Origin of the sequence: Lentzea sp. NPDC004782, assembly GCF_040609115.1 — a bacterium.
Lineage (GTDB): Bacteria > Actinomycetota > Actinomycetes > Mycobacteriales > Pseudonocardiaceae > Lentzea.
In genome coordinates this window covers 1-24,109 of the sequence record NZ_JBEXJN010000070.1, presented here as the reverse complement: position 1 = coordinate 24,109, position 24,109 = coordinate 1, and the positions used below count along the sequence as shown (strand labels likewise).

The following is a 24,109-nucleotide window of genomic DNA, read 5'->3' as shown; positions in this document are numbered from 1 at the left end:
GCGCCTCACCGCTCCGGCCGCCCCGTTGTCGATGAAGGGCGCCTTCATCGACACCAGGTGGATGAAGGCGCCCTTCATCCACGACGACGAACGGCCGGAGCGGGCGAGGTCCTTTGTGGACGCGGCTCAGAACTTCGGCAGCACGCACCGGGTGTCCAGGCCCAGCACGTGGTTCAGCCTGCCGAACGCGAGCCAGGAGCCGATGCACATGCTCAGCTCCGCGATCTCCACCTGGCTGTAGTGCGCGGTCATGCGGGACCAGAACTCCTCGTCGAGACCGTGGTGATCCAGTGCGTACCGCTCGGCGTACTCCGCGGCCAGCCTGGCGCGGTCGTCGAGGGCGTCGGTGGTGCGCCACTGGGTCACCGCGTCGAGGAACGTCTCCTCGACCTTGCGCCCGTCCTGTTCGGTCCGCCAGTCCAGGCAGAACAGGCACCCGTTGATCTGCGCGATCCGCAGCCGTGCCGCCTCGAACTCGCGCAGCCCGAGCGTGGTGTGCGAGTACACCGCGAGCGAGAGGTTCGCGGCGGCGACACCGATGCCGGGCACCATCTCGCCCCACACGTAGGCGATCGGGTCCTTGCCCTCGGGGACGTCGAGGTTCATCGTGCGGTCCTCCCGAGCTTGCCGGTGGCGGGGCGCAGCGGGACGTCAAGTGCGTCGTAGAGCCCGGGACCCGCCTCGACCAGCCGGTCGATCGCGTTGACCAGGCGGCCGGCCGCGGTCGCGTTGCCGCCGGCGGAACGGTTCTCGCCCTCGTCGGTGGCCTCGACGGAGACCTCGATGCGCGGGCGTCCCTCGATGATCACCTTGTGCGCGCCGTCGCCGGACGGTGGCATCGGCCAGTCCGTCGCGCACGACGCGTGGATGCGCGTGACGTGTTCGATGACGATGAGCGGTTCACCGCCGACGACGCCCTGTACCTCGAACCGGATCGCGCCCTGGGTACCCGCCTCGAACTCGCCCATGGTCCGAGTCGTCACTCCTGCGTCGAGCGCGCGCCGGTCGACGGTCTCGCGGATCTCCTCGACCTCGACGCCCAGCGCTCTGGCCATCAGCCGGATCTGCCCGCCCCACACCATGGTCGGCACCGTCGGCATCAGCATCGGCGCCTGGTAGTCGAGCGGCTGTCCCATGCCGATCAGCCACCGCACGGCGTCGGGCTGGTCGTAGGTGGAGTAGTCGAAGATCTCCTGGCAGCGGATCGCGTCGATCTCGCTGCCGAGTCCGCTGACCAGCAACGGCAGCACGTCGTTGCCCCAGCCCGGGTCGACGCCCGAGACGAAGAGCGATCCACCGCCCTCCTTGATCGCGGCTAGAACCGGTTCTCGCAACTCCGGCGGTGCGCTGCGGTGGTCGTAGAGCGCGTACAGCGAGGGCGTGACGACCGCCGCCCCGGCCCTGATCGCCCTGGTGATGTCGGCGAGCGCGTCGTCCGGCCGGATGTCGCCCGACGCCGCGTACACCACCGCGCCTGGACTCGTGGCGAGCACCGCGTCGACGTCATCGGTTGCGGTGATCCCGAGTTCGGCGTCGAGACCGGCGAGGGTGCCCGCGTCGCGCCCGGCCTTCTCGGGGTTGTGCACGACCACGGCCGTCAGCTTGAGCCCCGGATGTGCCTCGACGGCTCGGATCGCGGCCCGGCCGACGTTTCCCGTGCCCCACACCACTGTGGCGATCATGCCGGCCAGCATAACTAGAACACGTTTCAGTTGTATAGCCTGCGGTTCGGGGTGCCGGGGCCCGCCGGGTGTGGTCAGGTGGCTGGTGTGACCACCGAGCAAGCACAGTGGGTGGCGGTCGAGCACCGCTTCCTGGGCCTGGACCGGCGGACGTTCCGGCCCGCGCTGATCGCGTTCGCCATCGCGGTCCTGCTGGCGTACGGACTGCCCGCGCTCAACGCCGCGATCCCGTGGCACAACGAGATCAAAGCCGGCGACGTGCTCGATCTCGGTGACGGCGCGACCGCGGTGCCACCGGTGGGCTGGCAGCTGGAGAACGGCACGCTGACGGGCGCGTCACCGACGAGCCTGCAGATCGACCTCGCGACCGGCGGCGCGACGATCGCCCTGCGCGGCGCGTCGTTCACTTCAACCGCGGACGCGTTCCTCGACCAGGTGCTGCGGTCGCAGGGCAGTCCCGGGGTGAACGCCGCGCGCGGGACCGTGACGGCCGCGGGAGGACTGGTCGGCGTCGCGCAGAGCAGCAGTGCTCCCGGAGGGGACGTGCTGCAGGTGGCGTTCAAGATGTCGGACCGCGTGGCGCTGCTCGTGCGGGTGCGGACCGCGCCCGGCCAGTTCGAGCGCTACCAGGACACCGTCGGCGCGTTGCTGCGCTCCATCACGCCGGGAGCGGGCCGATGACCGCCGCCAAGACCGCCCAGCTGACCGCCATCGGGCAGTCCGGCTGGGGGCAGCCGTTCCGGTTGTTCCAGCCGCAGAACCTCGCGTTCTGGGTCTACGCCGCGGGTGTGGGCGCCGGCGCGCTCGCGGTGCTGCGGTACTTCGGGCCCGGCGCCGACTTCTACCGTCCCGCGCTGACCGGTGGCGTGCTGCTGTTCGGCCTGTACCTGGTGCCGTGGCTGCTGCTCCTGCGCCGCCAGAACCGCTACACCGCACAGCCCGGCGGCCTGCTCGCCGCGGCGTTCTGCTGGGGCGGGGTGGCGGCGACGTTCTGGATCGCGCTGCCCGCCAACTCCGCGCTGCTGGAGATCTGGGCGAAGGTGGGCGGCACCCGGTTCGCCGCCGACTGGGGTGCCGGGCTGGCCGCGCCGATCAACGAGGAGATCGGCAAGGCGCTCGGGCTCGTGCTGCTGATCGGGCTGGCGCCGCGGTTGGTGCGCGGCGCGTACGACGGGTTCATCATCGGCGCGTTCATCGGCCTGGGGTTCCAGGTCTTCGAGGACGTGCTGTACGTCTACAACGGTGCCGCGCAGTCGTTCGGCGTCGACCAGATCGGGTCGTCGCTGCAGATCTTCGTGGTCCGCGGCGCGACCGGGATCGTGTCGCACGCGTTGTTCAGCGCGATCTTCTGCGCCGGTCTGATGTGGGTGATCGGCAGGACGCCCGGCGAGCGCAACGTGGCGCGCGGCCTGCTCACGATGCTCGCCGCCATGGTCTTCCACTTCGCGTGGGACGACATGGGCGTCATCGGCGGGGTGCCGGCGGTCGTGCTGCCGTTCCTGATCGGGGCGGTCGAACTGTGGACGCTGTTCTACGTCATGCGGCACGCCGCGCGGCAGGAACGCGCCTGGATCCGCGACCTGCTCGCACCCGAGGCCGAGACGGGAGTGGTGGACCCGGCGCTGCTGAGCGCCGTCAGCGGGCTGCGCAGGGAGCGCAAGGCGTTCCGCAAGCTCGTGCGCAACCGGCGCAGGGCCCGTCACCTCGTCGAGGCCGCCGGCGACCTGGCCCGCGAACTGGCGCTCGCCGGTGGTCACGAGACCGCGCGCGTCGCGCACGCCAGAGCCGAAGTGCTCCGGCTGAGGGGAGCGTGACAACCGAACGGCGGGGCACCCCCGTTCCATGAGTGTGATCTCCACTCGCGAGCTGCCGAGGACAACCGCCGCGCCCGCTGTGCACGGTCAGTGGACGGTCGTGGTCGTGCTGCTCGTGCAGATGGCGATCGCGATGGTCACGGCGGCCGTGCAGCAGACGCCGACGATCGACGAGCCGGTGTACGTCGGTGCGGCGGTGGTCCAGGCGCAGCAGCACAGCCTGCGCTACAACCCGGAACACCCGCCGCTCGGCAAGCTGATCATGGCGACCGGGCTGGCGTTCGCGGACGTGCGGCTCGACCCCGCGTTCGACGGCGACCAGACCGAGCTCGGATGGCACGTGCTGTACGAGTCGGGCAACGACCCTGCGCGGCTGTTGCTGCTGGCCCGGTTGCCGATGGTCGTGCTGACGCTGCTGTTCGGGCTGGTCGTGTTCCTGTTCGCCAGAGACCTGTCCGGACCTGTCGGCGGGATGGTCGCGCTCGCGTTGTACGCGCTCTCACCGGACGTGATCGCACACGGTTCGTTGGCGACGCTTGACGTTCCCACGGCGGGATTCCTGCTGACCTCGGCCTGGTTGCTGTGGCGGGCTCGGACACGGGCGGTCCACCTGCCCCTGGCCGGACTCGCGCTGGGAGCGGCACTGGCGACGAAGATGAGCGCGCTGGCCGCGGTCCCGGTGTTGCTGGTGCTCGCCGCGCTGTCGGTTGAACGCGCACGGCTCAAGGCGGCCGCTGTCGTCGCGCTCGTGGCGGTTGCCGTCGTGTGGGTGTCCTACCTCGCCGTGGACCCGTTCCTGCGCTGGGACATCGACGTGCCGCCGGTGTCCGGGGTGCGCGCTGTCGCCGACTGGTTGCCGTTCCCCAAGCCCTACCGGGACGGGATGCACGTTCAGTTCGGTCTGGAAGACCGCGTGTGGGGCGGGTTCCTGTTCGGCACGCACTACTCCGGTTCGCGCTGGTACTACCTGCCGGTCGCGCTGCTGGTGAAGGCACCGCTGGGCGCGCTGGTGCTCTGGCTCGCCGGTGCCGCGGTGATGGCGCGTCGCCCGGCTGCGCCCTACGTGCTCGCTCCGGCGGGCGTGCTGCTCGCCGCGGCGATGACCGGCAGTCGTGACCTCGGGGTGCGGTACGCGATCTTCGTGCCGATGTTCCTGGCGGTCGCCGCCGGTGCCGTGGTCGCCGTGCGCCGACGGTGGGTCCATGTCGCGGTGGCGGGTCTCGTCGCGTTGGTCGCCGTCAGTTCGTTGCGTGCGTTTCCCTACTACTTGCCGTATTCGAACGAGGCGTTCGGCGGGCCGGAGGAGACTTATCTGCGGTTGCACGATTCCAACGTGGACTGGGGCCAGGACCTCGGACGGCTGGCCGACCGGCTGCGGGACCGTTATCCGGGCGAGCGGATTTGGCTCGTCTACAAGGGAGCGGGCGTGCCGTCGTACTACGGCATCGACGCGGCCGACCCGCGCACCGCGCCCCCGAACCGGGTGCGGGGACTGCTCGTCGTCTCCGACTCCGCCATCGCCAAGGCGGACGACCGGCTCAAGGCGCTGATCGCCGGCAGCACGCGCATCGACGAGGTCGGCCACTCGATCACGATCTACCGCCGCCCTGCACCAGCCCGTTGACGTGGGCGTAGGCCACGGCGTGCACCCGGTCGCGCAACCCCAGCTTGGCCAGCACGCGGGACACGTGCGTCTTCACGGTCTCGTCGCCGACGTGCAGCTGAGCGGCTATTTCGGCGTTGCTGCGGGCCTCCGCGACCAGCTGCAGCACCTCGCGTTCCCGCGCGGTGAGCAGGGCGAGCTCCGGCGGCGCCGGCGGAGGGGCGAGGCTGACCGCGAACCGCGCGATCAGCCGTTGCGTGACGGACGGGTCGATCAGCGCGTCGCCGCGGGCCGCCACCCGGACCGCGGAGATCAGCTCCTCCGGCGGCAGGGACTTCAGCAGGAACCCGCTGGCACCGGCGTTCAGCGCCCGGTAGACGTACTCGTCGCTGTCGTAGGTCGTGAGCAGGACGATCTTGGTGCGGTTCGCCGGGTCGGCCAGGATCATCTCGGTGGCGTCGAGCCCGTCCAGCTTGGGCATGCGGATGTCCAGCACCGCCACGTCCGGGCGCAGCCGCGCCACCTCGGTCACGGCCGCCCTGCCGTCGGCGACCTCGGCGACGCAGCGCAGGTCGGACTGCGTCTCGAAGATCGCGCGCAGGCCCGAGCGCAGCATCGCGTGGTCGTCGGCCAGCAGCACCGTCAGGGTCATGACGCCTCCAGCGGGAACGTGACGGCGGTCCGCCAGGTCCGCCCGTCCGGTTCGAGCCCGTACCGCGTGGTGCCCGCGAACATGCCCGCGCGGTTGCGCATCCCCACCAGGCCGCGGCGCACCGAACCGGACTGGCCGTCACCGGCGCCCGCCGTGTTGGCCGCGGCGATCGTGAGCGAGTCCGGCGCGTACTCCAGCGTCACCGTCACGCCCGACGCGTCGCCGTGCCGCAGGGCGTTCGTGAGCATCTCCTGGATGATCCGGTAGACCGTGATGTCCAACGACTCCGGCACGTCGCGTTGCCGCCCGCGCACCTCCAGCCGGGCCGGTGTGCCCGCCGCGCGCACCCTGTCGAACAGCTCGTCGAGGTTGTCGAGACCGGGTTGTCGGACGCCCTCGGATTTGTCGCCGTGCAACAGGTCGAGCAGGTGCCGCAGGTCCACCATGGCCGCGCGGCTGGACGTCTCGACCGACCGCAACGAGGTGGCGAGCTTCAGGTCGCCGTTCGGCAGGCTCAGCCTGGCGGCACCCGCGTGCAGGCCGATCGCGCTGACGTGGTGCACGATCACGTCGTGCAGGTCGCGGGCGATCGCGCTGCGCTCCTCGGTGATCGCCTTGGTGACCGCCGCCTCCGCGTCCGCCTTCTCCATGGCGGAACGCTTCTCCAGCTCGGCCAGGTAGGCGCGGCGGGCCGTGGTGTACCGGCCGACGAGCCACGGCAGCACCGCGATCTTCGCGACCACGAGCAGCGTCCGCACCGGGTCCGAGCCCATCACCAGCGAGCAGGTGGCGCCGCTGGCCGCGAGCACGCCGAGCGAGACCCACGCCGGTGCACCGCGCAACCAGGCACCCGCGCGGTAACCGGCGATCAGCAGGCCCGCCTCGTTGGCGTGGATCCGGCCGCCCGTGGTGAACAGCAGCAGCACGGGGACGGCCGCCTGCACCGCCGCGACCCAGCCCGCCGACTTCGGGGGACCGGCCAGCAGCGCGTCCACCGCGAGCGTCAGCACGAGCACGGCGGCGGCCTGCCACGGCGGGCAGCGGGAGAACAGCACGAAGCCGCCGTCCGCGACCATGCAGGTGGCCGCGACCAGCCACGACTGGTGCTTCAGTGACAGCTTGATCGGGTACATCGCCGCAAATCCTGCCGCATCCCGACCCTGAGAACGTCCTTCTTCGCAGGGGTCGGATGTCCCCCGCGCGGGGGAGGAGGTTTCAGACCGTGCAGTGACGCGGCCGACCGGCCGTGATCGCTACCTTCGGCCACGATGAAGCGAAGCGTTGCGGTGCTGCTGCTGGCGCTGGGCGCGGTCCTCGGGATCGCGGCCCCGGCGCAGGCCGACGGCGCCCAGTCCGGTGCGGACCTCCACGTCGCCCAGACGCTCGGCGACCGCGACCTCACGGTGATCATCCGGCGGGTCGCGGAGGTGCCCGGTCCCGTGCACGTCGACGTGGTGACGCACGCCGGGTCGCCGCCGGGCGAGATCACGCTGACCGCGCGGGCGGCCGGTGCCGCGAGCAGCACGGCGAAGGTCGTGCTCGGTGCCGGGCCCGGCTTCTACTCGGGTGTGGTCCAGGTGGACCGGCCGGGGCCGTGGGAGCTGGCGGTCGACGAGGCGACGATCCCGTTCGTCGTTCCGGCGCTCGTGTCGTCACCGTGGGAGAACACGACCTACGGCGGGTTCATCGCGGCGGGGCTGTTCCTGTTCGCGGCACTGCTGCTCGCGGCGCTCGGCAGGCCCCGCCTCGCGCTCGTGCCCACGGCCGGCCTGGTCGCGGGGGTCGCCGTCGCGGTGACGGCGGCGCTGCTGTCGCCGAGCATCCCGCCGGTCGCGGCTCCCGGCACACAGCTGGACCCGACGTTCGACAACGTCAACGACCCGTACCAGCGGACGTCCGCGGTGGACTTCTCGCGGCCGCCGGTGAACCTCGTGCCGACCATGAAGGACGACGACCTCGTGCTCAGCCTGACCGACGGGTCGTCCGGCCGGCCCGTGGACGACCTGCTGGTGCACGACAGCGCGTTCATGCACCTCGTGGTCGTGTCGCCGTCCGGGCAGCTGCGGCACCTGCACCCGATCCGCACGGCGCCCGGCGAGTACCGCGCCCGGTTGCGGGCGTCCGAACAGGGCACGCACGCGATCGCCGCCGAGATCGCCCGGCGCGGCGGGGGAGTGCAGCTGCTGCGCTCCAGCATCGACGTCTCCGGGAGTGCCGCCCGGCCGGACGACGGAAAAGCCGACCTGAAAACGGAAATCCGGGAGGCGGGGCGGCCGAGCACGATCACCGCCGGGTTCGGCCGGCGGGACCTGCAGCCGTGGCTGGGCATGCTCGGGCACATGATCGTCGTCGGCCCGGTCTCCGGCAGCCCGGTGACCGCGCCGATCTGGGCGCACGTGCACGCCATGATCCCGCCGGCGCCCGGCATGCCCGACAAGCCGGACGAGAGCGTCGCCGCGTACGGGCCGGACGTGCCGTTCACCTACTCGTTCCCGTTGCCGGGCAAGTACCTCGTGTGGATCCAGGTCGAACGGGACTACTCGGTGGTCACGGTGCCGACGGTGGTCGAGGTGCCCGCGGGGAAGGGGGTCTCCGAGAAGTGAAGCGTTCCGTTCTGGTCGCACTGGCCGTGGTCGTCGCCGTCGTCGGTGCGTTGATCGTGCTGTGGCCTCGTGGTGTCGAGGCCCAGGCGCACCTGGCCGAAAGCGCGCAGCTGCGGTTCGTGCTGACGCCCGCGAGCACCAAGAGCGGCGTGAACTCGTTCGACCTGCGGATCACCGATCGCGCGGGCAATCCCGCGCAGGGCGACGAGGTCGTCGTCGAACCGGCAATGCCGCAGATGGGCCACGCGATCGCCCCGATCACCGCGGGGCCGCTCGAACCCGGTCACTACCGGGTGGGGGACGTCGGCCTGTTCATGGCAGGCCAATGGGAAATCACCGTGTCACTCAGCGCGGAGCGGGTGGTCATCCCGCTGCTGCTCACCTGAAGGGGGATCACCAATGGACATCACGGCCGTGGCGCCGTCGTCGAGGACCGTCCCGAAGGGGTTGGTGCCGGCGGGCCTGGTGCTCGGGGGCACCCTGATCTCGCTCGTCGGCCTGACCTGGGACATCCAGTGGCACTCCGACGTCGGACCGGACACGTTCTTCACGTTGCCGCACCTGTTCCTGTACGCGGGCAGCGCGATCTCCGGACTCGCGAGTCTGGTCGTGGTGCTGATGACGACCGCGGACACCAAGCGCGCGAAGGACGTCGACCCGATCGTCGGCGGCCGCGCGGTCGGCGTCTTCGGCCGCACGTTCGCCGCGCCCGTCGGCTACCTGATCTCCGGCACCGGCGCGGCCCTGTTCCTCGTGTACGGCCTGTGGGACCAGTGGTGGCACGGCCTGTACGGCTTCGACGCCGTGATCGACTCGCCACCGCACATCGGTCTGCTGCTGTCGATCTCGATCACCATGGTCGGCACGGTCATGGTCTTCGCGGTCGCCCGCGAGCAGCGCTGGGGAACGTACGGCACGGTCGTGGGCGCGGCGGCGCTGCTCGTGTTCAGCATGGTGACGTCGCTCGGCCTGCGCGCGGTGCCCAGTGCGCTGGTCAACCCGGTGTCCGTGGGCACGGCGTTCTTCTCGGTGATGATCCTCGTGATGGCCGCCCACGCGCTGGACCGGCGCGGCGGCGCGCTGGCCGTCGGCGTGACGGTCGCGGTGCTGCAGGCGGTGTTCTGGTGGTTCTCGCCGTGGGCCGCCGAGGTCTACGCGAACGCCACCGGCCTGCCGCTGCGCGACTACACCGACGGCATCCCCGGCATGCCGAACATGATCCCGATGTGCCTGGTCGTCGTCGCGGTGGCGGTGGAACTGCTGCACCGGCTGCCCGTCTGGGTCCCAGGCGCGGTCGGTGGCGCGCTCATCGCGGCCTGCGCGCCGTTGCAGCGCCTGCTCACCTACGGAGCGCCCTTCCACGCCAACGCCCGCTACCTCGCCACCATCGTCGTCGCCGCGGCGTTCGGTGCCCTCGCCGCCCTGCTCGGCCGCCGCTTCGGGCACATGCTGCGCCTTCTCGCACCAGCAAAGGAAAACCGCCATGCGTAAGACGTTGCTGGGACTGCTCGGCACGGCCGCCCTCCTGCTCGGCCTCGCCGCACCGGCGCTCGCCTTCGAGCCGGTGAACGTCGTCCACACCGAGAAAGTGCAGGCGGGACCGTACGACCTGACCGTCGGCTTCAGCACGTGGCCGATCAAAGCCATGCAGTCACTGGACTTCACGTTCGCGCCCGAGGGCGGCGTCGCGGACAAGAAGGGCACCCTGACGATGCTCCACGGCGAGAAGCTGGTGGACGACGAACCGTTGGCGCGCCATCCCCGCAAGCGCGAGGTCTGGGGCCTGGACGTGCGGTCGCTGCCGGAGCAGGGGACGTGGACGTTCAAGTTCGACCTCGACGGCCCGGCCGGTCCCGCGACCGGTGAGCTCAAGAACCTCCAGGTGATGGACCAGCCCGGCCCGCCGATGGGGCTGTCGTGGGCGATCAGCACGATCCCGCTGTTCGGCCTGATCGCGTTCATCGTGATCGCGTGGCGGCGGACCAGGACGCCTTAGCTCCGGGCGGGCGCGAGCACCATCCGGCCGTGGCTGGTGCCGCCGGACTGACGTTGCCAGGCATCGGCGACCTCGGCCAGCGGCACCACCTCGTGGTCGACGCTGAGCCGCCCGTGCGCGGCCAGGTGGGCGACGGTCGAGATGGCCTCGGCTCGTTGCTGCGGGCTGAGCTCGTTGTTGGTGTAGCCGGACAGCCGCAGTGACCGGCTGCGCAGGGTGGCGGACGTGACCGGGCACGTCTCACCGGCCGAGCTGCCCAGGTTCACCCAGCGCCCGCCCGGCCGCAGTGCTTCGGCGGCGGCCGCGGCGGGCGGTCCGAAGAGCGGGTCGAGCAGGAGGTCTGCGTCCGGGGCGGCCTCCCTGAACTGCGCGGCGAGGTCGTCGGTGGCCAAGTCGATCACGGCGTCCGCGCCCGCGCGCAGGGCTCGTTCGCGGCTTCGGCCGGACCGGGTGGCGGCGACCACGCGTCCGGCACCGGCGATGCGGGCGAGCTGGATCGCGGCCTGTCCGACCGCGCCGCAGCCGAGCACGATGAGGCACTCGCCCTGCTCGAGCTCGCCGCGCCACGTCAGCGCCATGTGCGCGGCGACGGCGGACAACCCGAGCGCGCCCATGGCGTACGGGGGCACGTCGTCCGGCAGGAACACCAGATCTTCCTGCCGCACCAACGCCTTCTCCGCCATGCTGCCGTCGCCCGCGGCCATCCCGGCGGAGGTCGGGAACCACACCGTGCGTTCACCGACCGTGCCGATGCCCTGCACGCCGGGCACGTAGGGCGTGGCGGGCGCGCCGAAGTACGAGGTTCCGCCGGCGCACAACAGGTCCAGCGGCGTGATCGGGGCCGCGAGCACGTCGACCACCACGTGGTCGGCCAGCACGGCGGGCTCGGTGCGGTCGGCGGGCTCCGGCGGCCGGCCGAGCTGTGAGATCACTGCCGCGCGCACGGCTGCAACACGAAGTCGTAGCGGGCTTCCAGCCAGGGCACGTCGGAGGTGCCGCCGTCCGGTGTGGGACCGGGCTCGCGCGGTTCGAAGGCCACCACCAGTTCCTGCTTGGTGCCGAACACGACGTCGCTGTCGAGGTACTCGGCGCCCTCCTCGAACAGGTGAGTGATCAGCGGCTCGTGGCCGTCGGCGGTGACCAGGAAGTGGACGTGCGCCGGGCGGAAGTGGCTGATCTCGGTCTGGCTGATCAGCGCGCCGACCGGGCCGTCCATCGGGATCGAGTAGCCCTTCGGCGCGATCGTGCGCACGCAGTAGGAGCCGTCGTCCGGCGCGGCGTGGTACTTGGCGCGCAGCCGGGCCTCGTCGACCTCGGGGAGCTGGGCCTCGTACGCGCCGTCGGCGTCGGCCTGCCACACGTCGAGGACGGCGGGCAGCGGGGTGCCGTCGAGCGAGCGGACGACTCCCGTCAGGTAGAGCGGGGTTCCGGCGACGCCGTCGGACATGTCGCCGCCGAAGCCCAGCTCGGGGGAGCCGTCGATGTGGAACGGGCCGAGCACGGTGGCGGGCGTGGCTTCGGGGTCGAAGCGGTGGTTCATCTGCACGACCAGCATGCTCAGACCGAGCACGTCCGAGGCGAGGATGAACTCCTCGCGCTTGGCGTCGCTGATCTGCCCGGTCGCGGTGAGCCACCGGACAGCGGCCATCCACTCGGCCTCGGTGAGCCGGACCTCGCGGGCGAAGTCGTGCAGGTGCCGGACCAGGGCGGTGAGGAGCTCGGCGGTGCGCGGGTCCTTCGCGGTGGCCCAGCGCTGCTGCGCCAGTTCGGTGATGTTGTCCTCGGTGACGAGCTGCATTGCTCATTCCTCCAGCGGCGCGACGGACCGCGTGTTCGAGTCCACGGACAGGAAGATCTGGTTGGCGACCGGGTGGCGCAGCTCCTCGGCGAGCTGGCCGATCAACCCGGCGGTGCGGGCGAGCAACGCGAAGCCGCGCAGCAGCTCCAGCGGCAGGCCGAGGTCCGCGAGCACCGCGCCGCACGTGCCGGCGCCGTTGAGCGGCAAGGTCTTGCCGAGCACCTGCGGGTGCACGCGCCCGATCGCGGCGAACAACGACAGGTGCGGTCCGACGAGGTTCTCCTCCTCGGCGATCTGGAACAGGCGGGGCGTGCGCGGGTCGCCGTTCTTGTGCACGTGGTGGCCGAGGCCGGGGATGCGGGCTTTGCCCTGCGCCTGCAGGGTTTCCAGAGCGAGCGCGTCCCAGTCGTCCACCGGCCCGGCCTGGCTGACCACGGCGTTCAGGAACCGGCCGCAGTCCTCGGTGACGCCGAGGAACCGCGAGCCGCCGCCGAGCAGGCCCGCCGCCAGCGCACCCTGCACCGAGTCCGGGGCGGACAGGTAGGTCAGGCGGCTGACGATCGCGGTCGGGGTGAAACCGTGGTCGGCCAGCGCGGCCAGGACGGCCTCGAAGAGCCGGGTCTCGCCTGGGCTCGGCCTGCGCTGGGTGGCGAGCCAGAACGCGAGCTCGCCGAAGCCGACGGTGCCCATGACGTCGCGGGCGAGGTCGTGGCCCAGCAGGGTGATGGTGTCGGGGGTGGACGCGCCGAGCGCGGTCTCGTAGGCCTCAGTCACCGGCGTCTCCCTTCAGCCACGCGCGCAGCTCCTCGCCGTGCTCGTCGAGCTCCGGCGGCGGCAGCTCGTACACCGCGGGCGTCCGGGAGAACCGTATGGGATGCCGGGTCGTCGGCACGTCCCCGACCACCACGACCGGGTCGAGCCCGAACCGCTCCGCCATCGCGAACCCACCGTCGATGGTGTTGATCGGCCCGCACGGCACTCCGGCCGCGACCAGCAGGTCGAACCACTCGACGGCGCCACGGGTGCGCAGCCGGGAGACCAGGACCGGCCGCAGCTCCTCGCGGTTGCGGGTGCGGTCGGCGTTGCGCGCGAACCGCGGGTCGTCCGGGACGTCCGGCAGGTCGAGCACCTCGCACAGGCGGCGGAACTGGCCGTCGTTCGCGGCCGCGACGATCAGGTCGTTGTCGGCGGTCGGCAGCGGCTCGTACGGGAACACGCTGGGGTGCGCGTTGCCCATCCGGAACGGGACGACGCCGCCCGCGACGTACGCCGAGCTGTGGTTCACCAGGCCCGTCAGCGCCGACGACAGCAGGTTCACCTCGACGAGCTGGCCCTCGCCGGTGGCGTCGCGGTGCCGCAGCGCCGCGAGGATGCCGATCACCGCGTGGTTGCCCGCCATGACGTCGAAAACCGAGATGCCCGCGCGGTACGGCGGCCCGTCGGGATCGCCGGTGAGGCTCATCAGACCGGAGATCGCCTGCACCATCAGGTCGTAGCCGGGGACGTGCGAGCCGAGGCCCGAGCCGAATCCGGTGATCGACGCGTAGATCACCCGCGGGTTCGCCTCGGACACGGACCTGTGGTCGAGGCCGTACTTGGCCAGGCCGCCCGGTTTGAAGTTCTCGATCAGCACGTCCGCGCGCCGGGCGAGCTCGCGGGCCAGCTGGGCATCGGTCTCGTCCCGCAGGTCCAGGGCGATGGACCGCTTGCCGCGGTTGATGCCGAGGTAGTAGGTGGAGACGTCGTCGCGCACGGGCGGCATCCACGTGCGCGTCTCGTCTCCTTGCGGCCCTTCGACCTTGACGACCGACGCGCCCATGTCGGCCAGCAGCATCGTCGCGTACGGGCCCGCCAGCACGCGGGAGAAGTCGGCGACGAGCAGGCCTTCGAGTGGACCACCCATCAGACGGACGTCCTCGTGTCGCCGCGGTAGTCGGTGTAGGTGTACGGGTTGTCCAGCACCTTCGCGGTCGGGATGTCGGGGTTCATCCCCTTCTCCCACGCCTCCTCGCCGAGCTGCCCGCGCAGGTAGTCGACGGTCTTCTCCACCTCGCCGCGGATCCGGTGCAGGTCGACGCCGACGAGGCGGTGGTCGCGCTTGACGATGCGACCGTCGACGATCACGGTGTCCACATCGGACCGTTGTGCCTGGAACGCCACGTGCCCGTACGGGTTGAGGACCGGGAACATCGCGGGCGAGTTCTCGTTGCGCAGCAGGACGACGTCGGCTTTCTTGCCGACCTCGATGCTGCCGAGGTCGTCCCGTCCCAGCGCTTTCGCACCGCCCAGGGTCGCCCACTCGACGACGTGCTCGGCGCGCAACGACGAGTGCGTGACGGTGTCGTTGCGGGCGTGCGCGGCCATGTGTTCGCGGGCTCGGTCGGCGCCCAACGTGGTGCGCATGGCGGAGAACAGGTCACCGCTCCACCACACGGAGGTGTCCATCGACAGCGAGACCGGGATGCCGTGTGCGCGGATCGCCCAGGTGGGCGGGTAGCCCTGGCCCGCGCTCTGCTCGCTCTCGGTCGACACGGAGATCGAGCCGCCGGTCGCGGCGATGCGGTGGTAGGAGTCGGCGGACAGCGTCGCGGCGTGCACGTAGATCGACCGCGGGGTCATGAACCCGTTGTCGTACATCAGCTTGATGCCGTCGTCGTTCGTCGCGCCCCACACGCCGGCATGCGTCGTGACGGCGACACCGAGCTCACGGGCGACCTCGAACGCGGGCTTCTCGGGGAACGACGGGTCGCCGGTGACGTCGAACGCGAGCTGGAAGCCGAGCATGTCGTCGTCGGTGATGTTGCGGCGCACGAAGTCGAGGAACTCGGGCTTGGCCGTCCAGGCCGCGGGGGAGTCCTGGATGTTGCCGTAGGCCAGCACGAACCGGCCCGGCACCGCGCGCAACGCGTCGAGGGCGGCGCGGGCGTGGTCGGTCGTCTGCAGGCCGTGCGACCAGTCGACCGTGGTGGTGACGCCCGCGTCGAGCGCCTCGGCCGCGGCGAGGAGGTTGCCCGCGTGGACGTCGTCCGGCCGGAAGATCTTGCCCCACTCCAGGTAGTACCAGACGAAGTACTGAGTGAGCGTCCAGTCGGCGCCGTACCCGCGCATGGCCGTCTGCCACATGTGCCGGTGCGTGTCGATCATGCCCGGCATGACGATGCCGCGCGACGCGTCGATCTCCTCGGTGCCTTCCGGCACGTCCAGCGCCGGTCCGATCGCGGCGATCCGGTCGTCGACGACCAGGACGTCGTGACCGGCGAGGACCTTCTTGGCGCTGTCCATCGTCAGGACGGTGCCGTTTCTCAGGACAACAGGACGTTCACCCGCCATTGGGGACCTCCTCGACCGGCATGCGGACAACTGTCCGTTGAATCGTCAACCTTCGCCGGTCGTGCGTCAACCCCGCTCAGGCAACGACGACGTGCGGCACGGTGCCGAGCCGCGCGAAGTCGGAGCTGATGTCCCCGGCCGTCTGCAGCAGCAGCGGCAGGTGGTGCTCGACCATGCGCTCGATCGACGTCTCCGCTGCGTGGCAGTTGACGTTGATGCCCGCGATCACGGTGCCGTTGCCGTCCCGCAGTGGTGCCGCGATCGACCGGATCCCCGGCGCCAGCTGCTGGTCGGTCAGCGCCCACCCGCGGGCCCGCACGTCCCTCAGCTCGGCGTCCCGCTCGGCCCGGCCCGGCTGCCACCGCGGCGTCAGCCCCGAGCGCGTCGGCTGCGCGAGCACGGTCTCCAGCTCGTCGGCCGGCAGCGCGGCGAGCTGGACCTTGCCGAGCGAGGTCGGCAGCGCCGGGAACTTGGTGCCGATCTGCACGGACAGCGTGACGATCTTGGGCACCGCCACCCGTGCCACGTAGACGATGTCCGACCCGTCGAGCTGGGCGATCGACACCGACTCGTTCGTGCGCGCGCCCAGCCGTTCCATGTGCGGCCGCGCCACCTCCCACAACCCGGTCGAGCGCACGTAGGCGACCCCCAGCTCCAGCACCCTGGGGGTGAGCGCGAACCCGTTCTCGTCCTGCCGCGCGTACCCCAGCTCCACCAGCGTGAGCAGGATCCGCCGGGCGGTGGGCCGCGCCAGCCCGGTGGCCGCCGCGACCTCGCTCAGCGCCATCACCGGCCGCCGGGGCTGGAACGCGCGGATCACGTCCAGCCCGCGGGCGAGCGCCTCGATGAAGTCGGGGCCGGTGTCGGGACGGGGCATGACCCCAGGCTAACGGACATCTGTCCGAACCACGGCCGTGACGGTGACGTCGACATACGCGCCGATCATGAACCGCGGCGCCCGAATGCCCAGCTTCCGCCGGTCGAGCCGGGCGGTCGCCGTCAACACCGGTTCACCCTCCTGGGTGGACAGCCGAACGGTCCCGCTGAGCTCCGTCGAAGTCCCGCGAGCGGTGAGCGTCCCGGTGACCGCCCACCCCGCCCGCAACCGGCGACGCCGACGTGGCCGTGAACGTCATCGCAGGATGCCGGTCGAGATCGAGCAGGCCGGGTTTGCGCAGGTCCAGGTCGCGCTTCGCGATCCCGGTGTCGATCGAGCCCAGGTCCAGCGTCCCGTGCACCGCGAGCAACGCCCCGTCGGCCCCGACCTCCACCGTCCCGCCCGTGACGGGCACGGTCCCGCGTGCCTTGCGCCCCAGGTTGCCGACCACGAACGACGCGGTGGACCGCGTGAGATCGACCTGCCACACCCCGGCACCCAGCACACCGGCGGCGGTCACGACCGCACCTCGCCGAGCTCGAAGACCTCGTGCACCGCGCAGATCTCGACCCGGTCGGCGCCCGTCAGCAGCGCCGGGTCCTCACCGGGCAGCAACTTCGAGCTCATGATCGCCTTCTGGGTGTCGAGCAACGCCTGCTCGGTCTCGGCGATCGACACGACGACGGCCGAGCCGTCGTCGCGCCGCAGCGAGTACGTCCTGATGTTGCCCGGCACCGCCAGCGCCGCCGGCACGATCCGGTGCTGGACCGCGAAGTCCTCCGCGGCCAGCTGCTCGGGACTGCGGGGGCGGTCGAAGTAGGTGAGCTGTGCGTACATGGTGCCTCCCTTGTCGTTGGCCCTGAGTCTTGGCCGGGTGGGCGGGAGGCGGATCAGTGCCAGTACGCAGCGCGGTACTGAACGGGCACCGGGCGCTCGATGATGGGTTCCTTCCTCCACTCGAGGTGGAAGAAGGAACCCGTCATCGACAGCGAACGCGAGTGCAACGTGGGTCGGGGCAGTGCCGTACCGAAGTGGTACCGGGCGGCGATACTCGTCAGGTGGAGGTCCCGATCCTCGGCCGCGACCGCGAGCTGGCCGAACTGCGCGCGGCGCTGGTGGCGGCGACGGGCCGGTTGGTGCTCGTCGGCGGGGACGCGGGCATCGGCAAGACGACGCTGGCCACGGCTGCGATGGCGATGGCTGCCGAGTACGGCATTCCGGCGGTGCGCGGTCAGGCGGTCGACGACCCCGGTATGCCGCCGTTGTGGCCGTGGCGCCGGTTGGCCCGGGACCTGCCGCGTCTGGAACGGGTGCTGGCCGGGTCCCACTTCGACCCGGCCGATGCGACGTCGAGGTTCGCGATGGTCGCCGACGCCACCGACGCCCTGATCGCCGAGGCGGCCCAGAACGGACTGCTGGTCGTCCTGGAGGACGTGCATTGGGCGGACCGGACGTCGTTGCGGCTGCTGACCCACTTGGCGGGGGAGCTGGGCGACGCCCGCGTCGTCGTCATCGCCACCTACCGCGCCGAACCGCTGCCCGAGCTGCTGCGGGCACCGGGGGCGCACGTGCTGCGGCTCGGTGGCCTGACCCGCGCGGACGTGGCGGGCTGGGTTCGCCGCGTCACCACCGTCGCCGATCCCGGGGCGCTGGCCGCGCGGCTGATCGACCACACCGGCGGCAACCCGCTCTACGTGCGGATGCTGCTCGACCGCGTCGAAGCCGACGGTGAGCTCACCGTCCACCCCGAGCTGCACCGGCTGGTGCTGTCGGGGCTCGACGGCCTGAGCCCGCGCGCCCGCGAGGTGCTGGCGGCGGCGAGCGTGCTGGGCGAGCGGATCGAACCGGACCTGCTGGCGCGCGTCACCGGCGTGTCCGAGCTCGGGCCGCTGCTCGACGAGGCCGTCGCCGCACGGGTGCTGGAAGCCCGCTCCATGGCCTTCACCCACGCCCTGGTCCGTGACGCGATCTACCAGGACGTGCCCGTGTCGACACGCCTGGACCTGCACCGGCGGTGCGCAGAAGCCCTCGCGGCCACAAGAAGCGCGCCTGGGCGCATCGCCACGCACTGGAACCGCGCGGGCGTTCCGGACGAGTGCACCCGCTGGGCCACCGAGGCCGCGCGCGCCGCCACCGCCGACCTGGCCTATGACGACGCACGCCGTTTTGCCGCGCTGGCGCTGTCGTCCGGCCAACGGACATCTGTCCGGGAGCGTGCCGTGCTGACGCTCGACCTGGCCAGGGCCGAGTTCCTGTGCGGCGAGGTCGACAGCAGCCTCGACCACTGCCGCACCGCCGCCCGGCTGGCGCAGGACGCGGGCGAACCCGACCTGATGGCCGAGGCCGCTCTGGTGATCACCGGGCTCGGCGACGCCGTCCTGCTCACCGCCGCCGACCACCTGTGCGTGCAGGCGCTTCAGCATCAGCCGTCGGACGCCCTGCGCGCCCGGCTGCTGGCCCGCCGCGCGATGGCCGCCACCACGACGGGGTCGGGCGAGCTGGCCAGAACGCTCTCCGCCACCGCGCTGGAGCTGGCTTCCCGCAGCGGCGACCCGGACGCCGAACTGGACGGCATCCACGCCCGGCACCTGGCGTTGTGCGCTCCCCAGTTCCGCGCCGAACGCGTGGAGCTGGCCCATCGGGCGGTGGAACTGGCTTCCGCGGCACGCCAGCCCCACGCCGCGCTGTGGGGCCACGTCTGGCTGGTGGACGCGGCGTTCCAGGCCGGCGATCTCGCCGCCGTCGACCACGAGCTGGCCATGATCGAACAGTTCGCCGCCGCACGCCGGCACCCCATCGCGTGTTGGCACCTGCACCGCCTCAGCGCCACCCGCGCGGCGCTGGTGGGCCAGTTCGCCGTCGCGGCGGAACACAACGAGGCCGCCCGCGCTCTCGCGGAACGCATCGGTCCCACCGCGGCCAAGGGCATGTACTACGCCTTCCAGAACTGGATGGCCTACGTCCGCGGCACCATCGACGCCGCATCCGCCGACGAGGCCTTCGAGGCCCTCAAGGAGGCCGCCGAGATACCGCTGGTCCGCGTCTTCGCCCCGTTCCTGCACGCCCTGCGCGGCGACCTGGAGCAGGCGCGCGCCACGTTCGAGGAGTTCCGCACGATGCCCGCCACGATGGAGGTGGGACCGCTGTGGGCGCCTCTGGTCAGCATGATCGGCCTGGTCGCGGTCATGGTCGACGACACCGCGACGGCGGCCCTCGTCCACCGCATACTGTCCACAGTGGAGCCCGGATTCGCCGCGGACGGCTCCGGCACGGTGTTCTGCAGCGGCGCCTCACCCCAGCTGCTCGGCGACCTCGCGATGACGTGCGGCGAGGTCGAGGTCGCCGTCGGCCACTACCGCCTGGCCGCCGAGATGAACGCCCGCGTCGGCGCCCGCCCGTTCCTCGCGCTGAGCCGGCTCGGCCTGGCCCACGCCCTCGTGGAACTGGGCGACCTCGCAGAAGCGCGGACCCCGGCCGCGCAGGCGGCCGCCGAGTTCCGGGCGCTGGACCTCCCGGTGCGCCTGGCCGCCGCGGACCGCCTGCTGCGCCGCATAGGGACGGCCGAGCAGGCCGCGAACCCGTTGTCGCCGCGGGAGTCCGAGGTGGTCGAGCTGATCGCGCAGGCGTTGACCAACCGGCAGATCGCGACCCGGCTCGTGCTGTCCGAGCGGACCGTCGAGACGCACGTGCGCAGCGTGCTGGCCAAGCTGGGGCTGCGCACCAGGACCGAGATCGCCGCCTGGTCGTTGCGCGACCAGCGATGACGCTGTTTCGGCACGAGCGGTAACGGCACCGTTGCGGGCGGCGAGCACCTGGCGTGGCCAGCCCGTCCACGTCGGCTCGGCCCGGGACTGTCCGGCCACGCCGACCGCGTGGCCATCCTGTGGGACATCAAGGACGCCGGTCACCCCCGGCGCCTCGGCGATTCGCTGGTTCCGCACGGCACGCTGGGCTCCGTCACGGCTGAGTTCGCCCCGTCGACCGACATCGCGGCCACCGATCCTGCCGCAGCAGCTCGGCACGGCCCTGACCGGCGACGGCTACGCCGTCTTCCACCTGGAGTTCTCGGCCGCGGGTGACCTGCCGGCGGCTCCAACGGCACCGTGGTGCTGCGGGACCTCAAGCCGGCGTACGAGCTGCGCGGCAAGCTCGACGAGACCGCTCCGTGTCAGGCCCGGACTTCCGCGAAACGTGCCAGCCCGACCGCCAGCGTCAGCTCCAGCACCCGGCGCGGCGAACCGAGATCCGGGAACACCTCGCGCAGCTGCGACATCCGGTACCGCACGGTCTGCGGGTGCACGAACAACGCCGCCGCCACCTCCTCCCGCCTGCCGTGGTGCAGCAGCCACGCCCGCAGCGTCTCCTCCAGCCGCCGGGCGGTGCCGGAAGGCAGCGCGCGCAACGGTGCGAGGGCGCGAGCCCGCAGGTCGGCGTAGGCGTCGACGTCGGCGCTCAGCACCAGCTCCGGCAGGTGCTCCTCGGTGTCGCGGATGTCTGGGGAGAGGGAACGCGCGCGCACGACCCGTGCGTACGAGGCGGACGCACGGGTCCAAGGACGGGCCGGGCCGACCACGGCGGCGCGGCCGGTGAGCTGGCGCAGCAGGTGGGCGCGGTCGGCGTCGGGTACGAGCAGCACGCCGAGGGTGTCCGGCAGGTCGTCGAGGACCAGGGTGCCGGGGTCGAGCAGGCGGTACGCCGGCCGGGCCTGGGCAGCGGGCAGCAGGACCGCGGTGAGCGTGCCGGGCGGTTGCCAGCCGGCCCGTTGCGCGGCGGCGAGCAGCACGTCGGCGCCCGCGCCCGCGAGCAGGTCGCGGGCCAGTTGTTCCAGGTGCCGCTCGTGGGCCAGGCCGCGCGCGGCAAGCTCGTCGGCGTGCCCGGCGGCGCTGGCGGCGGACAGCTCGTCGATGTAGGCGAACGTCAGCTCGGCGAACTTCGCGACCTCCTCGGCGGGCAGACCCGCCGGCACGGCCCCCGCGGCCAGTCCGCGCCAGGCCACCCGCGCACCGACGCGGTAGGCGCTGAGCAGGGCGTCCATCGAGCGCCCGTCCCGCACCTCGCCGCGGCCCAGCTCGTACGCGGCGTCGCTCGCGTCACCGCCGGTGGCCTTGCCTTCCGCCAGGTCCAGGTAGTGGCCGAGGGCGGTGCGGACGGCGCGGCGGATGGTGCCGCCCATGCGTCCGGAAAGTGCGTTGGCGTACGACGGGACTTCGTCGATGATCGCCTGGACGACCTCGTCCGCGGTCGTCCTCAGCACCGCCCGCAACGCGGTGATGGTCCTCTCGTCCAGGGCCAGTTCGGTGGCCCTCCGGATTGCTTGGCTCACGTTTTGTTCCCCGCGAACAATTCAGCCGACCAGATTCACGTCCTGCGGACAGGACTTTACGCCCTGAGGCGCATCAAGCTGGAGTCATGACGAGTACCGCCCTTCGCAGCAGGGCGTGGAAACTGCTGGAGATGGTCACGACGCCGCTGCTGCCGTCGGACTACCTCGACCTGTTCAGCCCCCTGCGTGCGGGTGCTGACCTGCGAGGACGCATTGAGGCCGTGCACCGGGAGACCCCCGACGCCGCGACCGTCGTGATCAGGCCGGGCAAGGACTGGAGAGGCCATCGAGCCGGCCAGTACGTCCGGATCGGCGTCGACGTCGACGGCGTGCGCCTGTGGCGCGCCTACTCGGTGACCTCGCCGACGAGCCGCCAGGACGGCCGCATCACCATCACCGTGAAGGCCATCCCGGACGGCAAGGTGAGCAACTACCTGGTCCGCAGGGCGAAGCCGGGCACGGTGATCCAGCTCGACCAGGCGACCGGTGACTTCGTGCTGCCGGCGACGAAGCCCGCGAAGGTGCTCTACCTGACCGCGGGCAGCGGCATCACGCCCGCGATGGGCATGCTGCGCGACGCGCAGCTCGACGACGTCGTCATGGTCCACTCCGCCCCGCGCAAGGAAGACGTGATCTTCCGCAACGACCTGCACGACATGGTCGCGGACGAGAGCCTCCGCCTCGTCGAGCTGCACACCGACACCGACGGCATGCTCGACATCGCCCGTCTCGGCGAGCTCGTGCCCGACTGGGCCGAGCGCGAGACGTGGGCCTGCGGGCCCGCGGGCCTGCTCGACGCCGCCGAGGAGCACTGGGCCCGCCACGGCCGGTCCGAACTGCTGCACACCGAGCGCTTCCGCCCGTCCGTCGTCGTGGTCGGCGACGGTGGCGAGGTCACCTTCAGCACCACCGGCAAGACCGTCGACGCGGACGGCGCCACGCCGTTGCTGGACGTCGGCGAGGAGGCAGGCGTGCTCATGCCGTCCGGGTGCCGCATGGGCATCTGCTTCGGCTGCAGCACCCCGCTCAAGGCAGGCGCCGTCCGCGACCTGCGCACCGGCGAGATCACCGAGGCCGAGCCCGGTGTCCTGGTGCAGACCTGCGTGTCCGCCGCGGCGGGCCCCTGCGAACTCGAACGCTGACCCTCCCCCCGCGAAGTGGCCTTCCCCCAGCCACTGCACCCCGAAAGCGAGCTGTATGACCGCCATCGACCCCACCGCCCACCTGACCGCGGAGCAGATCGAGGAGCTCGGCCGCGAGCTCGACGCCATCCGCGACGAGGTCATCGCGAGCCGCGGCGAGAAAGACGCCGCCTACATCCGCAAGGTCATCTCGGCGCAGCGCAAGCTGGAGCTGGCCAGCAGGGCGGTGCTGCTGTTCTCGATCTTCCCGCCGGCGTGGCTGATCGGCACCGCCGGTCTGTCCGTCGCGAAGATCATGGACAACATGGAGATCGGTCACAACGTCCTGCACGGCCAGTGGGACTGGATGCGCGACCCGAAGATCCACTCGTCCACCTGGGACTGGGACCACGTCTCGCCGTCCGAGCAGTGGAAGCACTCGCACAACGAGCTGCACCACAAGTACACCAACGTGATCGGCAAGGACAACGACCTCGGCTACGGCATCATGCGCGTCGACGAGGACCAGAAGTGGCACCCGATCCACCTCGGCCAGCCGCTGTGGAACTTCATCAACGCCTGCTTCTTCGAGTACGGCATCGCCGCCTACGACCTGGAGCTCGGCAAGAACCTGCACAAGCGCCGCCGCAAGAACCCCGAGTTCCGCGCGCGGGCCAAGGCGGTCGGCCGCAAGATCCGCAAGCAGGTGCTCAAGGACTACGTGATCCACCCGCTGCTGTCGGGCCCGTCGTTCCTCACCACGCTCGCCGCCACGTTCACCGCGAACCTGGTCCGCAACCTGTGGTCGCACTCGGTGATCATGTGCGGGCACTTCCCCGAGGGCGTGGCGGTCTTCGAGCGCCGGTCCATCAACGGCGAGACGCGCGGCCAGTGGTACCTGCGGCAGATGATGGGCTCGGCGAACATCAGCGGCAGCAAGGCCATGCACTTCATGACCGGCAACCTGTCGCACCAGATCGAGCACCACCTGTTCCCGGACCTTCCGAGCAACCGCTACGCCGAGGTCGCGGTGAAGGTGCGCGCGCTGTTCGAGAAGTACGAGCTGGAGTACGTGACCGGGCCGCTGCCCAAGCAGGTGTTCTCGGCCTGGCGCAAGGTCTTCCGGCTCTCGCTGCCGAACAAGAAGCCCAAGGTCAAGACGCCGGACCGCGAGAAGGAGCTCGTCGCGGCCTGAGTCGCCTGGAACTGGCCGTGCCGGCCGGCGCATTCGCCGTCGATGAAGGGCTCCTTCCTCCACCTGGTGTGGATGAAGGGCGCCTTCATCCACGTCGCCGCGCACCTGACGTGGA

At 71.5% G+C, this 24,109-nt stretch carries 24 protein-coding genes; 11 read left to right on the top strand and 13 right to left on the bottom strand.

Annotated features, from left to right (window positions below; all coding sequences use genetic code 11):
• Positions 1-126: 126 nt before the first annotated feature.
• A complete protein-coding gene (locus tag ABZV40_RS40055; protein WP_355454342.1) occupies positions 127-606 on the bottom strand; it encodes a carboxymuconolactone decarboxylase family protein in 480 nt (159 codons plus the stop codon).
• Positions 603-1,682, bottom strand: a complete 1,080-nt coding sequence (locus tag ABZV40_RS40050; RefSeq protein WP_355454340.1) for a dihydrodipicolinate reductase — start codon at positions 1,680-1,682, stop codon at positions 603-605. The genes ABZV40_RS40055 and ABZV40_RS40050 overlap by 4 nt, the downstream gene beginning before the upstream one ends.
• An 87-nt stretch (positions 1,683-1,769) precedes the next feature.
• Between ABZV40_RS40050 and ABZV40_RS40045 the strand changes: the two genes are divergently transcribed.
• Genes ABZV40_RS40045 through ABZV40_RS40035 form a run of 3 tightly spaced genes read left to right on the top strand, consistent with a single transcriptional unit; the run spans position 1,770 to position 5,120 of the window.
• On the top strand, positions 1,770-2,363 hold the full coding sequence (locus tag ABZV40_RS40045) for a hypothetical protein (protein WP_355454338.1): 594 nt from the start codon (positions 1,770-1,772) through the stop codon (positions 2,361-2,363).
• Complete coding sequence (locus tag ABZV40_RS40040) at positions 2,360-3,496, top strand: PrsW family intramembrane metalloprotease (protein ID WP_355454336.1); 1,137 nt, start codon at positions 2,360-2,362, stop codon at positions 3,494-3,496. Before ABZV40_RS40045 ends, ABZV40_RS40040 begins: the two co-directional genes overlap by 4 nt.
• A gap of 28 nt (positions 3,497-3,524) precedes the next feature.
• Positions 3,525-5,120, top strand: a complete 1,596-nt coding sequence (locus ABZV40_RS40035; protein ID WP_355454334.1) for a phospholipid carrier-dependent glycosyltransferase — start codon at positions 3,525-3,527, stop codon at positions 5,118-5,120.
• Here ABZV40_RS40035 and ABZV40_RS40030 read toward each other — a convergent pair.
• Positions 5,086-5,751, bottom strand: a complete 666-nt coding sequence (locus tag ABZV40_RS40030) for a response regulator transcription factor (RefSeq protein WP_355454332.1) — start codon at positions 5,749-5,751, stop codon at positions 5,086-5,088. The genes ABZV40_RS40035 and ABZV40_RS40030 overlap by 35 nt on opposite strands.
• Positions 5,748-6,884, bottom strand: coding sequence for a histidine kinase (locus tag ABZV40_RS40025; protein ID WP_355454330.1), 1,137 nt, complete (start codon positions 6,882-6,884; stop codon positions 5,748-5,750). Before ABZV40_RS40025 ends, ABZV40_RS40030 begins: the two co-directional genes overlap by 4 nt.
• Positions 6,885-7,019: 135 nt before the next feature.
• Between ABZV40_RS40025 and ABZV40_RS40020 the strand changes: the two genes are divergently transcribed.
• The 4 genes from ABZV40_RS40020 to ABZV40_RS40005 are packed head-to-tail and all read left to right on the top strand — an operon-like array spanning position 7,020 to position 10,350.
• A complete protein-coding gene (locus ABZV40_RS40020; RefSeq protein ID WP_355454328.1) occupies positions 7,020-8,354 on the top strand; it encodes a hypothetical protein in 1,335 nt (444 codons plus the stop codon).
• On the top strand, positions 8,351-8,740 hold the full coding sequence (locus ABZV40_RS40015; RefSeq protein WP_355454326.1) for a FixH family protein: 390 nt from the start codon (positions 8,351-8,353) through the stop codon (positions 8,738-8,740). The genes ABZV40_RS40020 and ABZV40_RS40015 overlap by 4 nt, the downstream gene beginning before the upstream one ends.
• Positions 8,741-8,753: 13 nt before the next feature.
• Positions 8,754-9,845, top strand: coding sequence for a hypothetical protein (locus ABZV40_RS40010; RefSeq protein WP_355454324.1), 1,092 nt, complete (start codon positions 8,754-8,756; stop codon positions 9,843-9,845).
• Entirely contained in the window at positions 9,838-10,350 is a 513-nt protein-coding gene (locus ABZV40_RS40005; protein ID WP_355454322.1) for a hypothetical protein, read from the top strand. Before ABZV40_RS40010 ends, ABZV40_RS40005 begins: the two co-directional genes overlap by 8 nt.
• On the opposite strand, the gene ABZV40_RS40000 is transcribed toward ABZV40_RS40005, so the two are convergent.
• From ABZV40_RS40000 to ABZV40_RS39965, 8 genes are all read right to left on the bottom strand, one after another.
• Entirely contained in the window at positions 10,347-11,294 is a 948-nt protein-coding gene (locus tag ABZV40_RS40000) for a zinc-binding alcohol dehydrogenase family protein (RefSeq protein ID WP_355454320.1), read from the bottom strand. The genes ABZV40_RS40005 and ABZV40_RS40000 overlap by 4 nt on opposite strands.
• The gene (locus ABZV40_RS39995) at positions 11,279-12,148 is read right to left on the bottom strand and encodes a dioxygenase (RefSeq protein ID WP_355454318.1); all 870 of its coding nucleotides are present in this window, start codon (positions 12,146-12,148) and stop codon (positions 11,279-11,281) included. The genes ABZV40_RS40000 and ABZV40_RS39995 overlap by 16 nt, the downstream gene beginning before the upstream one ends.
• A 3-nt stretch (positions 12,149-12,151) precedes the next feature.
• The gene (locus ABZV40_RS39990) at positions 12,152-12,922 is read right to left on the bottom strand and encodes a citryl-CoA lyase (RefSeq protein ID WP_355454316.1); all 771 of its coding nucleotides are present in this window, start codon (positions 12,920-12,922) and stop codon (positions 12,152-12,154) included.
• Complete coding sequence (locus tag ABZV40_RS39985) at positions 12,915-14,051, bottom strand: CoA transferase (RefSeq protein WP_355454314.1); 1,137 nt, start codon at positions 14,049-14,051, stop codon at positions 12,915-12,917. The genes ABZV40_RS39990 and ABZV40_RS39985 overlap by 8 nt, the downstream gene beginning before the upstream one ends.
• Positions 14,051-15,478 (bottom strand): amidohydrolase family protein, encoded by a 1,428-nt coding sequence (locus tag ABZV40_RS39980; RefSeq protein WP_355454312.1) that lies wholly within the window; start codon positions 15,476-15,478, stop codon positions 14,051-14,053. Before ABZV40_RS39980 ends, ABZV40_RS39985 begins: the two co-directional genes overlap by 1 nt.
• A gap of 76 nt (positions 15,479-15,554) precedes the next feature.
• The gene (locus ABZV40_RS39975) at positions 15,555-16,355 is read right to left on the bottom strand and encodes an IclR family transcriptional regulator C-terminal domain-containing protein (protein WP_355454310.1); all 801 of its coding nucleotides are present in this window, start codon (positions 16,353-16,355) and stop codon (positions 15,555-15,557) included.
• A 133-nt stretch (positions 16,356-16,488) separates the two neighbouring features.
• Positions 16,489-16,875, bottom strand: a complete 387-nt coding sequence (locus tag ABZV40_RS39970) for a YceI family protein (protein ID WP_355454308.1) — start codon at positions 16,873-16,875, stop codon at positions 16,489-16,491.
• Positions 16,872-17,192: a hypothetical protein gene (locus tag ABZV40_RS39965; protein ID WP_355454306.1), complete on the bottom strand. Its 321-nt coding sequence runs from the start codon at positions 17,190-17,192 to the stop codon at positions 16,872-16,874. The genes ABZV40_RS39970 and ABZV40_RS39965 overlap by 4 nt, the downstream gene beginning before the upstream one ends.
• A 221-nt stretch (positions 17,193-17,413) precedes the next feature.
• Here ABZV40_RS39965 and ABZV40_RS39960 point away from each other — a divergent pair, with 221 nt between their 5' ends.
• Together ABZV40_RS39960 and ABZV40_RS39955 are read left to right on the top strand one after the other, a co-directional pair.
• Entirely contained in the window at positions 17,414-20,119 is a 2,706-nt protein-coding gene (locus tag ABZV40_RS39960; protein WP_355454304.1) for an AAA family ATPase, read from the top strand.
• 108 nt (positions 20,120-20,227) lie between these two features.
• Positions 20,228-20,434: a hypothetical protein gene (locus ABZV40_RS39955; protein ID WP_355454302.1), complete on the top strand. Its 207-nt coding sequence runs from the start codon at positions 20,228-20,230 to the stop codon at positions 20,432-20,434.
• An 89-nt stretch (positions 20,435-20,523) separates the two neighbouring features.
• Here ABZV40_RS39955 and ABZV40_RS39950 read toward each other — a convergent pair whose 3' ends face one another.
• Positions 20,524-21,678 (bottom strand): helix-turn-helix domain-containing protein, encoded by a 1,155-nt coding sequence (locus ABZV40_RS39950; RefSeq protein ID WP_355454300.1) that lies wholly within the window; start codon positions 21,676-21,678, stop codon positions 20,524-20,526.
• A gap of 86 nt (positions 21,679-21,764) precedes the next feature.
• Here ABZV40_RS39950 and ABZV40_RS39945 point away from each other — a divergent pair, with 86 nt between their 5' ends.
• Both ABZV40_RS39945 and ABZV40_RS39940 read left to right on the top strand, forming a co-directional pair.
• Positions 21,765-22,820 (top strand): ferredoxin reductase, encoded by a 1,056-nt coding sequence (locus tag ABZV40_RS39945; protein WP_355454298.1) that lies wholly within the window; start codon positions 21,765-21,767, stop codon positions 22,818-22,820.
• Between the two features lie 55 nt (positions 22,821-22,875).
• A complete protein-coding gene (locus tag ABZV40_RS39940) occupies positions 22,876-23,994 on the top strand; it encodes an acyl-CoA desaturase (protein WP_355454296.1) in 1,119 nt (372 codons plus the stop codon).
• Positions 23,995-24,109 lie beyond the last annotated feature (115 nt).

Bases quoted from the DNA above. Each gene is read 5' to 3' on its own strand.
- ABZV40_RS40055 (WP_355454342.1), bottom strand. From the start codon at position 606: ATGAACCTCGACGTCCCCGAGGGCAAGGACCCGATCGCCTACGTGTGG.
- ABZV40_RS40050 (WP_355454340.1), bottom strand. From the start codon at position 1,682: ATGATCGCCACAGTGGTGTGGGGCACGGGAAACGTCGGCCGGGCCGCG.
- ABZV40_RS40040 (WP_355454336.1), top strand. From the start codon at position 2,360: ATGACCGCCGCCAAGACCGCCCAGCTGACCGCCATCGGGCAGTCCGGC.
- ABZV40_RS40035 (WP_355454334.1), top strand. From the start codon at position 3,525: ATGAGTGTGATCTCCACTCGCGAGCTGCCGAGGACAACCGCCGCGCCC.
- ABZV40_RS40030 (WP_355454332.1), bottom strand. From the start codon at position 5,751: ATGACCCTGACGGTGCTGCTGGCCGACGACCACGCGATGCTGCGCTCG.
- ABZV40_RS40025 (WP_355454330.1), bottom strand. From the start codon at position 6,884: ATGTACCCGATCAAGCTGTCACTGAAGCACCAGTCGTGGCTGGTCGCG.
- ABZV40_RS40020 (WP_355454328.1), top strand. From the start codon at position 7,020: ATGAAGCGAAGCGTTGCGGTGCTGCTGCTGGCGCTGGGCGCGGTCCTC.
- ABZV40_RS40010 (WP_355454324.1), top strand. From the start codon at position 8,754: ATGGACATCACGGCCGTGGCGCCGTCGTCGAGGACCGTCCCGAAGGGG.
- ABZV40_RS40005 (WP_355454322.1), top strand. From the start codon at position 9,838: ATGCGTAAGACGTTGCTGGGACTGCTCGGCACGGCCGCCCTCCTGCTC.
- ABZV40_RS39995 (WP_355454318.1), bottom strand. From the start codon at position 12,148: ATGCAGCTCGTCACCGAGGACAACATCACCGAACTGGCGCAGCAGCGC.
- ABZV40_RS39985 (WP_355454314.1), bottom strand. From the start codon at position 14,051: ATGGGTGGTCCACTCGAAGGCCTGCTCGTCGCCGACTTCTCCCGCGTG.
- ABZV40_RS39980 (WP_355454312.1), bottom strand. From the start codon at position 15,478: ATGGCGGGTGAACGTCCTGTTGTCCTGAGAAACGGCACCGTCCTGACG.
- ABZV40_RS39975 (WP_355454310.1), bottom strand. From the start codon at position 16,355: ATGCCCCGTCCCGACACCGGCCCCGACTTCATCGAGGCGCTCGCCCGC.
- ABZV40_RS39965 (WP_355454306.1), bottom strand. From the start codon at position 17,192: ATGTACGCACAGCTCACCTACTTCGACCGCCCCCGCAGTCCCGAGCAG.
- ABZV40_RS39945 (WP_355454298.1), top strand. From the start codon at position 21,765: ATGACGAGTACCGCCCTTCGCAGCAGGGCGTGGAAACTGCTGGAGATG.
- ABZV40_RS39940 (WP_355454296.1), top strand. From the start codon at position 22,876: ATGACCGCCATCGACCCCACCGCCCACCTGACCGCGGAGCAGATCGAG.